We start from the raw sequence: 14,504 nt of genomic DNA, 5'->3' as shown, positions 1-14,504 counted from the left end.
TTACGCCTGATAAAGCTCCAGCGGCAAACCATCTGGATCGGCAAAGAAAGTGCACTGTTTGCCGGTCAGTTCATCGATGCGGATCGGCTCGCACACTACCCCTTTCTGCGCCAGGGTTGCGACCGCCGCTGCAACATCCGGCACGGTGAACGCCAGATGACGCAGGCCGCAGGCTTCAGGATGGCTGACCCGCGCCGGCGGCTGAGGGAAAGAGAACAGTTCGATAGTGTACTGACCCTGAAGCGCCAGATCCCCTTTCCATGAGTCGCGGGCTTCGCGGTAATATTCGCCCATCAGGCTGAAGCCGAGCACGTCACAGTAGAACGCTTTGCTGCGCTGATAATCTGACGCGATGATCGCAATGTGGTGGATAGCCGTTAACTGCAGCATTTCAATTCCTTAAGTTCAGACGAGTGCCTACCTTACGCAGGCACCCGCTGGCTGACAATCTACAAAGTTCTTAACCGGCGTCGTTTTTCAGCACCCGAACCCGATATTCACCCTCTTCTGTCAGCGTGGCACCATGAATATCGGTTTCAAAGCCCGGATAGTGACGGCCAATGCTGCACAGCATCAGCAGGAAATCGAGCACCGCACGGCTCTGTTCGGTGATCATCTCTCCCGGCATTACCAGCGGCACGCCCGGCGGATAGGGCAAAATCATGTTGGCTGAGATCCGCCCGACCAGCTGACTGATATCGACCGTTTCGATATTGCCTTTCACCTGCTGCTGGAATGCCTGATGCGGCGTCATCTTCATCTCCGGCAGCACATCAAACGCCTGCAGCATCAGCCGCGGCAGATCGTGATGGCGGATCAACTGATGGATGCCCTGCGCCAGCGTCTGGATCCGCATGTTGCGGTAGAAGTCGGGATCTTCCGCGTAGAGATCCGGCAACATATTTTTCACCCGCAGATTAAGATCGTAAGCGCGTTTGAACTCGGTCAGCCCGCGCAGCACGCTCATCGCCTTGGTTTTGTCGATGCCAATACTGAACAGGAACAGCAGGTTATAGGGACCGGTTTTCTCTACCACGATGCCGCGCTCATCGAGGAATTTAGCCACCAGCGCGGCCGGGATCCCCTCTTCAGCCATCTCACCCAGTTCGCTCATGCCCGGCGTCAGGATAGTGACCTTGATCGGATCGAGATACATATGATCGCGATCGGCCTGGGTAAAGCCGTGCCACGCCTCGTCGCCTGGCTGGATCGGCCAGCATTGCGCCTCATCAATCTGTTCCGGCTGCCAGATATCAAAGAACCAGCTGTCAGACTCTTCGCGCAGGCGCTGGATCTCGCGACGGAAATGCAGGGCGCGTTCCACCGAACGATTGATCAGTCGTTTGCCCGGATTACCGCGCAGCATCGCCGCCGCGGTTTCAATCGACGAGACAATGGCGTAGTTCGGCGAGGTCGTGGTATGCATCATGTAGGCTTCGTTAAAGGTCTGCTCATCATAGTCGCCTTTAATGTGAATCATCGATGCCTGTGAAAACGCCGCCAGCAGCTTGTGGGTTGACTGGGTTTCATACACCACTTTGCCCGGAATACGTTCGCCACTCATGCCGCTTTTGCCGGCATAAATCGGGTGGAAGTTGGTATAGGGAACCCAGGCGGAATCAAAGTGAATCGACGGCACATCCAGCGTCTCTTTGATGTACTGGGTGTTATACAGCAGGCCGTCATAGGTCGAGTTAGTGATCACCGCATGGACCGGCCAGCTGGCACGCTCGGTGGTCGCCACTTTTTGCGTGATGCTGGCGCGAGTGAATTCCTGTTTTGGAATACCACCAAGGATACCCAGCGCATTGCGGGTTGGCTTCAGCCAGATCGGGATCAGATCGCTCATCATCAGCAGATGGGTCAGCGACTTGTGGCAGTTACGGTCAATAAGCACCGTGCTGCCGGCGGACGCCGCGTACATCCCGACAATTTTATTGGAGGTCGAGGTGCCGTTGGTCACCATGTAACTCTGTTCAGCGCCAAAGGTGCGCGCCACATACTCTTCCGCTTCAAGATGCGGGCCGGTGTGATCGAGCAGCGAGCCGAGTTCCGTCACCGAAATTGAGATATCGGACTTCAGGGTGTTCGCGCCGAAGAAATCATAGAACAGGCAGCCGACCGGGCTTTTCTGAAAGGCGGTGCCCGCCATGTGACCGGGCGTACAGAAAGTGTACTTACCCTCTTTGACGTAGGTGAACAGCGCTTTGGTCAGCGGTGGCGTGATGTGGTCAATATAGTCATCGGTGTACTGACGGATATGCAGTGCAATATCGTCGGCTGCGTTGAGCGCATATTCAAAGAAGTGCAGCGGCATCCGCATCTCATTGACGCTGATATCCATCTGCGAGTGGGTGTTGATGAACGCATAGAGCGGCAGGTATTCATTAAGCTGATTGATCTCACCGCACAGTTCCGGGCTGTTATGCGCGTCCCAGTCAAAGATCACCCCGCTGATACGCGGATTGTGTTCAATCAGCTTGAGCAGATCGTCGCTGTTTCTTGGATAAAGTAGCTGAAAACCTTGCAGATTTAATGCCGCGTCGAGTTCACGCAACGGCTCATCTTTATAAAACACGCCGTGCGCGCCCATGATCGCCAGAATATTCAATGCTCACCTCCCTTGGTCGTGGCATCGGGTAAGCATATACGCTAACCGATTGAAGGTGTAGCCAGCAGGTCAGGCAGCCGCGAGCCGCGCAGGCGGCGAGGCAACCGGGATAACGGGCAGAGTCCGGCTGGCGGCATAAAAAAAGCGGACCGGAGTCCGCTTTGTTTTGACCATCAGCCCAATCAGGCGTAGCCGTAGCTCATCAGACGCTGATAACGACGATCCAACAGCTCTTCCGTGCTCAGACCGTCGAGATCGGCCAGGTCGGCCAGCAGTTGCTGTTTCAGCGACTGCGCCATATCGACCGGATGACGATGCGCCCCGCCTAACGGCTCAGGAATCACCGAGTCGATCAGCTTCAGCTCTTTCAGACGGTGAGCGGTGATACCCATCGCTTCGGCAGCCAGAGGCGCTTTATCGGCGCTCTTCCACAGAATCGAGGCACAGCCTTCCGGAGAAATCACCGAATAGGTGCTGTACTGCAGCATGTTAACTTTATCGCCCACGCCAATCGCCAGCGCACCACCGGAACCGCCTTCGCCGATCACCGTACAGATGACTGGCACTTTCAGTCCCGACATCTCACGCAGGTTGCGCGCAATGGCTTCTGACTGACCACGCTCTTCGGCGCCCACGCCCGGATAGGCGCCTGGGGTGTCGATGAAGGTGATGACCGGCATTTTAAACCGCTCAGCCATTTCCATCAGGCGCAGCGCTTTACGATATCCTTCTGGCGCTGGCATGCCAAAGTTACGGCGAATTTTCTCTTTGGTTTCACGGCCTTTCTGGTGGCCGATGATCATCACCGGACGGCCATCAAGACGCGCAATACCGCCGACAATGGCTTTGTCATCCGCATAAGCACGGTCACCCGCCAGCTCATCGAAATCGTCGAACGCGTTACGGACGTAGTCAAAGGTATAAGGACGCAAAGGATGGCGCGCCAGTTGAGCGATTTGCCATGCGCCTAAATCTGCAAAGATTTTACGGGTCAGCTCAACGCTTTTTTCGCGCAGGCGCTGAACTTCTTCATCCAGATTAACGTGTTTATCATCCTGACGACCAATCGACGTCAGCGAATCAATCTTCGCTTCCAGTTCGGCGATCGGCTGTTCAAAATCCAGGTAATTAAGACTCATAATGTTCCTGTTTTAGTCAAACTCCAGTTCCACCTGCTCCGATCCAATCAACGAGCGCAGATCGTTAAGTAAACGATCGCTGGGCGAAATTCGCCACGCTGCACCAAAGCGCAGCTTCGCTCGCGCGTCGGCTCTCTGATAGTAGAGATGCACCGGAATAGTCCCTGAGCGATGGGGTTCCAGGGACTGACGGAGTCGGTTTAATAGCTGGTCATCAATTTGCCTGTCCGTCAGCGATATAGCAAGTCCGCGCGCGTATTTTTCGCGCGCTTCGTCGATGTCCATGACTTCACGGGCGGTCATTTTAAGGCCGCCGCTGAAGTCATCAAAGCTGACCTGTCCGCTGACGATCAGGATACGGTCTTTCTCCAGCAACTGCTGGTATTTGTCTAACGCATCGGTAAATAACATCACCTCAAGACGGCCGGAACGGTCGTCCAGAGTACAGATACCAATTCGGTTGCCGCGTTTGGTCACCATTACGCGTGCAGCGATCACCAGACCGGCCGCGACGGTAATTTTACCGCGATCGGTCGGATGCATATCTTTCAGCCGCACCCCGCCGACGTAACGCTCAATTTCTTTCAGATACTGATTAATCGGGTGGCCGGTAAGGTATAACCCCAGCGTTTCCCGTTCGCCATCCAGCTGAACCTGCTCTGGCCACGGCGTGACGCTGGCGTAGGATTTTTCTACCTGCTCCGGCTCATCGGCCAGCACGCCAAACATGTCTGCCTGTCCAATCGCTTCCGCTTTAGCATGCTGATCGGCTGCTTTCAGCGCATCGCTGAGTGAACTCATCAGCGCGGCGCGGTGCGGTCCGAGGCGATCAAAGGCGCCGGACATGATCAATTTTTCCATTACCCGGCGGTTAATCTTTTTGGTATCGGTCCGGGCGCAGAGATCAAACAGTTCGCGGAAGTAGCCGCCTTCGTTACGGGCGTCGATGATCGCTTCGATCGGCCCTTCACCGACACCTTTGATGGCACCGATACCGTAGACGATCTCACCTGCCTCATTGACGTGGAACTGATACAGGCCGGAGTTGATGTCCGGCGGCAGGACCTTCAGCCCCATACGCCAGCATTCATCAACCAGGCCCACCACCTTCTCGGTGTTGTCCATATCAGCCGTCATTACCGCAGCCATAAACTCGGCCGGATAGTGGGCTTTCAGCCACAGCGTCTGATAAGAGACCAGCGCATACGCGGCGGAGTGGGACTTGTTAAAGCCGTAGCCAGCAAATTTTTCAACCAGATCGAAGATCTTCATCGACAGTTCGCCGTCGATGCCCATTCTTTCTGCACCGTCACGGAATACCGACCGCTGCTTGGCCATCTCTTCCGGTTTCTTTTTACCCATTGCACGGCGCAGCATGTCCGCCCCGCCGAGGGTATAGCCGGAGAGCACCTGGGCGATCTGCATCACCTGTTCCTGATAGAGAATAATGCCGTAGGTCGGTTCAAGCACCGGCTTCAGGCTCTCATGCTGCCACTGAATATCAGGATAAGAGATCGCTTCACGACCATGTTTACGGTCGATGAAGTTATCCACCATGCCGGACTGCAACGGGCCCGGACGGAACAGCGCCACCAGCGCGATCATATCTTCAAAGCAGTCGGGCTTCAGACGCTTGATCAGATCTTTCATGCCGCGCGATTCAAGCTGGAACACCGCCGTGGTTTCCGAGCGCTGCAGCATGTCGAAACTTTTTTTATCATCCAGCGGAATGGCGGCGATATCGATCGGCTCCAGTCCCTGCTTTTCCCGGCGCGGGTTGATCATCTTCAGCGCCCAGTCGATGATGGTCAGAGTACGCAGGCCGAGGAAGTCAAACTTCACCAGCCCGGCATATTCCACATCATTCTTGTCGAACTGCGTCACCGGGAACTGGCCGTTTTCGTCGCAGTAAAGCGGGGCAAAATCGGTAATTTTGGTCGGCGCGATCACCACGCCACCGGCATGTTTACCGGCGTTACGCGTGACGCCTTCCAGCTTACGCGCCATATCGATCAGCGCTTTAACCTCTTCGTCCGCGTCATACATGGCCGGCAGCTGCGGCTCAGCAATAAAGGCTTTTTCCAGCGTCATGCCGGGATCGGGCGGGATCAGCTTTGAAATACGATCGACGAAACCGTAAGGATGCCCCAGCACGCGGCCGACATCGCGGATGACAGCTTTCGCCGCCATGGTACCAAAGGTAATGATCTGCGAAACTGCTTCACGCCCGTACATATCCGCGACATGTTCAATCACCTGATCGCGCTTTTCCATACAGAAATCGACGTCGAAGTCGGGCATCGAAACACGTTCCGGGTTAAGAAAACGTTCGAACAGCAGATCAAATTCCAGCGGGTCGATATCGGTGATTTTCAGCGCATAGGCCACCAGCGAGCCTGCACCGGATCCACGGCCCGGCCCGACCGGCACGCCGTTATCCTTCGACCACTGGATAAACTCCATCACGATCAGGAAGTAGCCGGGGAAGCCCATCTGGTTGATAACGTTGAGCTCAATCTCAAGGCGTTCATCATATTCCGGGCGTTTTTCGGCGCGTTCGGCTTCGTCAGGGAACAGGAAAGCCAGACGCTCTTCCAGCCCTTCGCGCGATTTCACCACCAGATAATCTTCGGTGGTCATGTCACCGGTCGGGAATTGCGGCAGGAAGTACTCACCCAGCCGGACCGTGACGTTACAACGCTTAGCAATCTCTACGCTGTTTTCCAGCGCTTCCGGGATGTCCGAAAACAGCTCGCACATCTCCGCTTCGCTGCGCATATATTGCTGAGGACTGTAGTTGCGCGGACGTTTTGGATCGTCCAGCGTGTAGCCATCGTGAATCGCAACGCGAATTTCGTGAGCGTCGAAATCCTCTTCATTGATGAAGCAGACTTCGTTGGTGGCGACGACCGGCACACCTTCAGCGATCGCCAGTTCAACTGCCGCGTGCAGATAGCTCTCTTCATCCTGACGACCGGTGCGCACCAGTTCCAGGTAATACCGATCGGCAAAATGCTGCTGATAAAACGCCAGACACTGCGAAACCAATGCCGTATTGCCACGCAACAGGCTGCGACCGACATCGCCCCGACGTCCGCCCGATAGCAGAATGAGTCCCTCATTGAGTTCCAGCAGCCAGTCGCGATCGATGATCGGACCGGCCACGCCGTAGCCTCGCTGATAGGCGCGCGAAATCAACAGCGTCAGGTTCTGATAACCGGTGTTGTTGGCGGCCAGTACCGTCAGCTGGGTTAACTCATCCCCCATCAGCTCACTGGCCACGTTGAAGTCAGCACCAATGATCGGCTTGATCCCAGCGCTGTGCGCACCACCGTAAAACTTCACCAAACCACACAGGTTGGTGAAATCGGTAATCGCAATCGCGGGCATGCCAAGTGCAGCCGCCTTCTTGATCAGCGGCCCGGTTTTCGCCAGGCCATCAACCATCGAATAGTCGCTATGGACACGCAGATGTATAAAACGGGGTTCAGCCATATCAGTTTCCGGTTAAAACAGTGTCAGGCTATTAAAGCGTATGGGGCTGGCGGGCAGCCAGTACGTCAGCATCGATCAGCGCGTTGCGTACCGGAGCAAAACTGCGACGGTGGTGCGGCGTGGCACCATACTGCGTCAATTTTTCCATGTGCAGCGCCGTAGGATAGCCTTTATGTTGCGCAAAGCCATACTGCGGGAACAGCAGATCGAGTTCCGCCATTTCGCGGTCACGCGTCACTTTGGCAATGATGGAAGCCGCGCTTATTTCTGCCACCAGACTGTCCCCTTTAACCACCGCCTGCGACGGCATCGGCAGCGCCGGACAGCGGTTGCCATCAATCAGCACGTAGTCAGGCAGGATTTGCAAACCGGCGACCGCGCGCTGCATCGCCAGCATGGTGGCGTGCAGAATATTCAGCTGGTCAATCTCTTCCGGCTCGGCGCGGCCCAGGCTCCAGGCCAGTGCTTTCTCTTTGATTTCGTCATACAGCGCCAGGCGGCGTTTTTCTGACAATTTTTTCGAATCTGCCAGGCCGATAATCGGCTTTGCCGGATCGAGGATCACCGCGGCAGTGACAACCGCGCCGACCAGTGGCCCTCGCCCTACTTCGTCTACGCCGGCAATCAGCCCGACGGCAGGATAGATAAAATCAGGCATTCACCAGCTCCAGTACCGCATCCGCCGCTTGTTCGTCGGCGTTCCAGCGGATCTGTTGATGTAATTCATGAAACGTCTGTAGCAGAGTATCGCGCTCAGGTCCGGCGTGCAGCAGCGGATCTAACGCCGCCGCCAGCGCGTCTGGCTGGCATTCATCCTGCAGCAACTCGGTAACCAGCTCACGCCCGGCCAGCAGGTTCGGCAGCGAAACGTAGGGCGTTTTCACCAGCCGCTTCGCCAGCCAGAAAGTGGCGGGCTTCATCCGGTAACCCACTACCATCGGGCATTTTGCCAGCATGCATTCGAGTGCGGCAGTGCCTGACGCCAGTAATGCGGCGTCGCTCGCAATCATCGCCTCACGCCCATGGCCATCTAACAGATGCATCGGCAGTTCCGGTGCCACCTCGGCTTTAATTTTCTCGAACTGTTCGCGGCGGCGGGCGTTAACCAGCGGCACCACGATCTCCAGCGCCGGATAGTGACGACGCAGCAGGCGGGCCGTTTTGAGAAAATCACCGCTCAGCATTTCGACTTCCGCTCCGCGACTCCCCGGCAGCAGCGCCAGACAGAGCGCATCATCGGCAATCGCCAGATGGCGGCGCGCAGCCAGCTTATCGGGATGCAGCGGCATCGCATCTGCCATGGTATGGCCGATAAAGCGACAGGGAACGTTATAACGATCGTAAAAGGCTTTTTCAAACGGCAGAAACGCCAGCACCAGATCGGTGTTGCGGCCAATCTTGAACACGCGTTTTTGCCGCCATGCCCAGACTGACGGGCTGACGTAATGAATAGTGCGAATCCCCGCGCGCTTGAGGTTGCCTTCCAGCGTGATATTAAAATCGGGCGCATCGATACCGACGAACACATCGGGCCGCAGTTCGCTGAAGCGCTGAGTGAGATCGCGGCGAATCATCAGCAGACGTCGCAGTCGGCCCAGCACTTCGACGATGCCCATCACCGCCAGCTCTTCCATTTCGTACCAGGCTTCACACCCTTCCGCCTGCATCAACGGACCGGCTACGCCAACAAAGCGAGCCTCAGGATGGCGCGCTTTTAACGCACGGATCAGACCTGCACCAAGAATATCGCCGGAGGTTTCTCCGGCGACCAGGGCAATCGTTAAAGGACGCGCTGACATGGATTAACGAATTAATCCACGGGTTGAGCGGGCAAAGAAATCGTAGAAAGGCTGCACTTCGCTGTGCTGCTTCGCGATCGCTTCAATTTCAGGCTTCACTTCATCCAGCGTTCTGCCGCTGCGATAAAGTAATTTGTAAGCGTTGCGGATCGCGTGCAATGACTCTTTACTGAAGCCACGGCGTTTCAGACCTTCAATGTTGATCCCGAACGGCGTGGCGTGGTTGCCCTGGGCAATCACATAAGGTGGTACATCCTGCGCGACGCCAGAACAGCCGCCAACCATCACATGCGCGCCAATCGTGCACCACTGGTGCACCGCCGTCATGCCGCCAATAATGGCGAAATCATCGACCGTAACGTGACCACCCAGAGTGGCGTTGTTGGCGAAGATGCAGCGGTTGCCGATTACGCAGTCATGCGCAATGTGCGCATTCACCATCAGCAGATTATCGCTGCCGACCTGGGTGACATGGCCGCCCTGGATGGTGCCGCGATGAATCGTCACGCTTTCACGAATGCGGTTGCGATCGCCGATTTCAACACGCGTTGGTTCACCGGCATATTTCAAATCCTGATTCACTTCACCAATTGAGGCGAACTGATAGATCTGGTTATCTTTGCCGATACGCGTATGGCCATTAATCACGACGTGTGATTTCAGGACCGTTCCTTCACCGATCTCAACGTTGGCCCCAATAAAGCAGAACGGACCAATGTGAACGTTAGCGCCAATGATGGCACCTTCTTCGATGACAGAGCTGGCATGGATAGTGGCGGTTGGATCAATCACGAATTATGCCTCCCGGCTACGGGCACACATCATGGTCGCTTCACAAACGATTTTGCCATCGACGGTCGCCACGCCTTTAAAGCGGGTCAGACCACGGCGGGTTTTCTCGAAAGTGACTTCCATGATCATTTGATCGCCCGGCACAACCGGACGCTTGAAGCGAGCATCGTCGATGCCAGCAAAGTAGTAGAGTTCACCCGGCTCCAGTTTACCCACGCTTTTAAACGCCAGAATACCGGTGGCCTGCGCCATCGCTTCCAGGATCAGAACGCCAGGAAAAATCGGTTTACCAGGGAAGTGCCCCTGGAAAAACGGTTCATTAACAGAAACGTTCTTCACTGCGCGCAGGTATTTGTGCTCTTCAAATTCCAGCACGCGATCTACCAGCAGAAACGGATAGCGGTGCGGCAGCAGCTCTAAAATCTCTTCAATTTTCAGAGTATGAGTTTCAGTAGTCAAAATACTCTTCCTGTCCTAAAAATCTGATGACATCAATAACACGGCCTGCACAGATCAACATGATCTTCCGCAGGCCGCAAATAGGTTCTGTGGCGCCTGGCTTCCCTGCTTAACACTTTTATTATGAAAGCCGGTCAGTTTTGGGATGGCGGTCAGTCGTCTTTACCGACCTTGCGCTCGATGGCTTTTAAGCGTTTGCTCATGTCATCGATGTTCATCACCAGCGCTGCAGTTTTGCGCCAGGTTTTGTTGGGTTGTAGCGGAATGCCTGACGAGTATACACCAGGCTCTGTGATCGGACGCATGACCATGCCCATACCGGTCACGGTGACTTTGTCACAGATTTCCATATGTCCGTTAATGACGCTGGCACCGCCAATCATACAATAACGACCAATTTTTAAACTACCCGCCATGATCACACCGCCTGCAACCGCAGTATTGTCACCAATAACCACGTTGTGGGCGATCTGACACTGGTTGTCTATGATAACACCATTGCCGATCAGAGTGTTATCCAGCGCACCGCGATCGATGGTGGTACAGGCACCTATTTCCACGCGATCGCCGATAATCACTGCGCCTAACTGGGGGATTTTCACCCAGTTGCCGCGATCGTTGGCGTAACCAAAGCCATCAGAACCGATAACGGTGCCGGACTGAATCAGACAATCCTGGCCGATCTGAATCTCGTGATACACAGAGACATTGGCCCACAGACGCGTGCCGCTGCCGATGCGGGTCTTTTTGCCGACAAAACAGCCGGCGCCAATCACTACGTTGTCACCCAGTTCGACCTCTGCCTCAATCACCGCATTCGCGCCAATGGCCACGTTTGCGCCAAGGCGGGCGCTGGGATCAATGACGGCGCTGGGCGCAATGTTTTGTGCCGGTTGAGGCGTGGTATCGAGTATTTGCGCCATACGCGCATACGTCAGGTAAGGATTTTTCACCACCAACGCTGCGGTGTGGCACCACTCCAGATCCGCTTCCGTCAGCACCACGGCTGAGGCCTTAATCAGGGCGAGTTGCTCGCGGTAACGGCTGTTTGCAAGAAAAGTGATTTGGCCAGTTGTGGCGGATTGCATAGAAGCAATGCCGGAGATGACGATATCGCCATCTCCGTGCAATTCTGCATCCAACTGCTGGGCTAAATCAGCCAGTCGAATAGATGACATCAATTATTTAACCTGTTTCAGCACGTCAGCAGTGATGTCTTTTGCGTTTGACGCATAAGCCACCGCATTCGCGTCGATTACGACGTCGTAACCATCGCTGTCAGCGACTTTCTTCACGGCATCCTGAATACGGCTCAGCAGCTTGTTACGCTCTTCCATCTGACGACGACGGTTGTCCTGCTCGAAAGCCTGCGCTTTAGAGGAGAAAGCTTCACGCTGTGACATCACGTCTTTTTCCATGCGGCTGCGTTCGCTGGCCTTCATGGTAGAACCGTCACGCTGCAGACGCTGCATTTTGGTTTGCAGATCGCGTTCCTGGCTCTGCAGCTCAGTCGCACGGCCTTTGAACTCATTTTCCAGCTGTTTAGCAACAGTCGCACGTTGCGGTAACTGTTGGAAAATGCTGGACACGTTTACCACTGCAATTTTGTCAGCAGCCTGAACACCAGCGGAAACCGCTAAAGCAAGACCCAGACCTGCGGCACACAACAACTTTTTCACTATAAACTCCTTACCATCAACGTTTGTGTCAGCGACACAGTGTTTGCCCCGAACAGCCACTTGAGCTGCCCGGTGGCAATACTTCAGCTATGCATCCATGCGCAGAACATTACCAGGTTTTACCAATGTTAAACTGGAATTGCTCTGACTTGTCTCCCTCGATTTTCTTGATCGGCTGGGCGTAAGAGAACACCAGTGGGCCGAGCGGCGACATCCACTGCAGCGCAATACCGCTTGATACACGGATATTGTTTGGATCGCTGTAGTCAGGAATGCCGGCAGCACGCGTCTCCGCGGTATTTTCCCACTTGGTATCCCACACTGTACCGGCATCGACAAACACCGAGGTACGAACCGAGTTAGCATACTTCTCGCTCAGGAACGGCGTTGGCGTAATCAGCTCCAGGCTGGCAATCGCCATGGCGTTACCGCCCACCGCATCATCCGACTTACAGATACCGTTTGGATCGGCGATCCGGCAGTTGGACGAGTTGTTATTGTAGTACGCAGCCTTCGGACCAATGGTATTGGACTGGAAGCCACGCACGGTGCTGGAACCACCGGCATAGAAGTTCTCGTAGAACGGCATCTCTTTGCCGTCGAGACCATCGCCATAACCGACACGTCCACGGCCCAACAGCACCCAGGTACGATCCTGGTTAATCGGCACATATTGCTGTGTGTCCAGCGTGGCCTTATAGAAGCTGTTATCTGAGCCCGGAATCGTCACCTTACCGTTCAGGTTGGTGCGGTTACCGGAGGTCGGGAAGAATCCGCGGTCAAGGGTGTTGTAAGTCCAGCCGTAGTTAAAGGTGAAGTCATCTGCTGAGAAATCGCCTTCATCATTGAGCTGTTGTGGCTTGCCGACCGAATTAAGATAACGCCACATCGCAACCTGCGGCTGCATGTTTGACAGGTCATTATGGACATAGCCCAGACCGACACGCAGGGTGTTATTCTCGTTAATCGGGAAGCCAAGCGTACCGTCCAGACCATAACTTTTGTTGGTATAGTCAGAAAGATCGGCGTTATCCGCTTTAAAGTCGTTATAGAACAGGCGACCGCCCAGACTCACGCCGTCAACGGTGAAGTACGGGTCAGTCAGCGAGAACTCGGCATAGGTCTGGTAATCGTTTTTGGTGCCGCTGATACCAACGGTATTACCGGTTCCCAGCCAGTTATCCTGCGTTACGCCGACCTGGAAGCTGACGCCACTTTCGGTGCCGTAGCCGACGCCGAAGTTAAAGGTACCGGTGTTACGCTCTTTAACTTTATAGACCACGTCAACCTGGTCAGGTGAGCCTGGCACACGCTGCGTATCGACATCGACCGTTTCGAAGTAGCCGGTACGGTTCAGACGTTCTTTGCCCTGCTCTACCAGATCGCTGCCCAGCCATGCCCCTTCCATCTGACGCATTTCGCGACGCAGCACCGAATCTTTTGAGGTGTCGTTGCCTTCGAAACGGACATTACGGACGTAGTAGCGGTTGCCGGCATCGACGTTGATATGCAGTTTTACGGTTTTATCAGCATCGTTGATTTCCGGCTGGGTGACCACGCGCGGATAGGCATAACCATAGCGCCCCAGCAGCTTCTTGATCTCATCTTCCATCTTGGTGACTTTCGCGCCGTTATACAGCTCGCCGGCCGGAATCTTGGTCAGATGTTCAATTTCTGCTGAATGACCTGCCATGCTGCCGTTGACGATCACGCCAGCGATTTTGTACTGATCGCCTTCGGTGATGTTAACGGTAATGTAGATGCCCTTCTTATCCGGCGTCAGGCTGACCTGCGTGGAATCGATGTTGAAGCGGGCATAACCACGATCGAGATAGAAGCTGCGCAGGGTTTCAAGGTCACCCGCCAGTTTCTGTTTCTGGTATTTACGATCGCCGACCACGTTCCACCACGGCACTTCATCGCGCAGCTGGAAACGGGAAATCAATTCGTCAGAGCTAAAGGCTTTGTTACCGACGATGTTGATCTGCTGAATTTTGGCAGAGACACCTTCGGTGAACACCAGCTTCAGATCGACACGGTTACGCGGCAGCGGCGTAACCACAGCTTTCACGCTGGCAGTATATTTACCGACGCTGTAGTAGAAGTCCTCCAGTCCCTTCTCAATCGAAGAGATCATGGTACGGTCCAGCGCTTCGCCGACCCGTACGCCTGAGGCTTCCAGATTTTGTTTGAGCTGATCCTCTTTCACCGCTTTGTTACCGGTGAAGGTAATGCTGGCAATGGTAGGACGTTCTTTGACCTGGACAATCAGCGTTGTACCGTCTCGCAGGACCTGAACATCCTCAAAGTTGCCAGTAGCGAACAGCGAGCGAATGGTATTTCTGACATCATCGTCATTCACCGTATCGCCAACCCGTACTGGCATGCTCAGCAGAGCCGCGCCGACGGCGACTCGCTGCAGCCCTTCGAAATGAATATCCTTCACCACGAAATCGTCTGCACCGTAAACGGTGGCGCTGCTAAACAGCAGCGACGCTATGAGCAACTTTTTCATCGCCATCGTTATTAT

11 protein-coding genes are annotated in these 14,504 nt (G+C 54.9%); all 11 read right to left on the bottom strand.

Annotated elements, in window-relative coordinates; all coding sequences use genetic code 11:
* Positions 1-390, bottom strand: a complete 390-nt coding sequence (locus AC6I8I_RS03645; protein ID WP_312759301.1) for a VOC family protein — start codon at positions 388-390, stop codon at positions 1-3.
* Between the two features lie 70 nt (positions 391-460).
* On the bottom strand, positions 461-2,611 hold the full coding sequence (locus AC6I8I_RS03640) for a lysine decarboxylase LdcC (RefSeq protein ID WP_312056769.1): 2,151 nt from the start codon (positions 2,609-2,611) through the stop codon (positions 461-463).
* 182 nt (positions 2,612-2,793) lie between these two features.
* On the bottom strand, positions 2,794-3,750 hold the full coding sequence (accA, locus tag AC6I8I_RS03635; protein WP_312056767.1) for an acetyl-CoA carboxylase carboxyl transferase subunit alpha: 957 nt from the start codon (positions 3,748-3,750) through the stop codon (positions 2,794-2,796).
* A gap of 12 nt (positions 3,751-3,762) precedes the next feature.
* Complete coding sequence (gene dnaE / locus AC6I8I_RS03630; protein ID WP_046289208.1) at positions 3,763-7,245, bottom strand: DNA polymerase III subunit alpha; 3,483 nt, start codon at positions 7,243-7,245, stop codon at positions 3,763-3,765.
* A 31-nt stretch (positions 7,246-7,276) separates the two neighbouring features.
* Positions 7,277-7,903: a ribonuclease HII gene (gene rnhB, locus AC6I8I_RS03625; RefSeq protein WP_312056766.1), complete on the bottom strand. Its 627-nt coding sequence runs from the start codon at positions 7,901-7,903 to the stop codon at positions 7,277-7,279.
* Positions 7,896-9,044 carry a lipid-A-disaccharide synthase gene (gene lpxB, locus AC6I8I_RS03620; RefSeq protein WP_312056764.1) on the bottom strand — a complete coding sequence of 383 codons (1,149 nt, stop codon included), beginning with the start codon at positions 9,042-9,044 and terminating at the stop codon, positions 7,896-7,898. The genes rnhB and lpxB overlap by 8 nt, the downstream gene beginning before the upstream one ends.
* Positions 9,045-9,047: 3 nt before the next feature.
* Positions 9,048-9,836 (bottom strand): acyl-ACP--UDP-N-acetylglucosamine O-acyltransferase, encoded by a 789-nt coding sequence (lpxA, locus tag AC6I8I_RS03615; protein WP_312056763.1) that lies wholly within the window; start codon positions 9,834-9,836, stop codon positions 9,048-9,050.
* Between the two features lie 3 nt (positions 9,837-9,839).
* Entirely contained in the window at positions 9,840-10,295 is a 456-nt protein-coding gene (gene fabZ, locus AC6I8I_RS03610) for a 3-hydroxyacyl-ACP dehydratase FabZ (protein ID WP_031375286.1), read from the bottom strand.
* Between the two features lie 152 nt (positions 10,296-10,447).
* Entirely contained in the window at positions 10,448-11,473 is a 1,026-nt protein-coding gene (gene lpxD / locus AC6I8I_RS03605) for a UDP-3-O-(3-hydroxymyristoyl)glucosamine N-acyltransferase (protein WP_031375285.1), read from the bottom strand.
* Between the two features lie 3 nt (positions 11,474-11,476).
* Positions 11,477-11,974: a molecular chaperone Skp gene (gene skp / locus AC6I8I_RS03600; protein ID WP_003852644.1), complete on the bottom strand. Its 498-nt coding sequence runs from the start codon at positions 11,972-11,974 to the stop codon at positions 11,477-11,479.
* Positions 11,975-12,083: 109 nt separating this feature from the next.
* Positions 12,084-14,495 carry an outer membrane protein assembly factor BamA gene (gene bamA, locus AC6I8I_RS03595; protein WP_312056760.1) on the bottom strand — a complete coding sequence of 804 codons (2,412 nt, stop codon included), beginning with the start codon at positions 14,493-14,495 and terminating at the stop codon, positions 12,084-12,086.
* Positions 14,496-14,504: the final 9 nt, after the last annotated feature.

The organism is Pantoea sp. X-Soil-YNGN-775, from assembly GCF_059730575.1.
The sequence above is the reverse complement of the archived record's forward strand: the minus strand, read 5'-3'. Positions and strand labels throughout refer to the sequence as shown.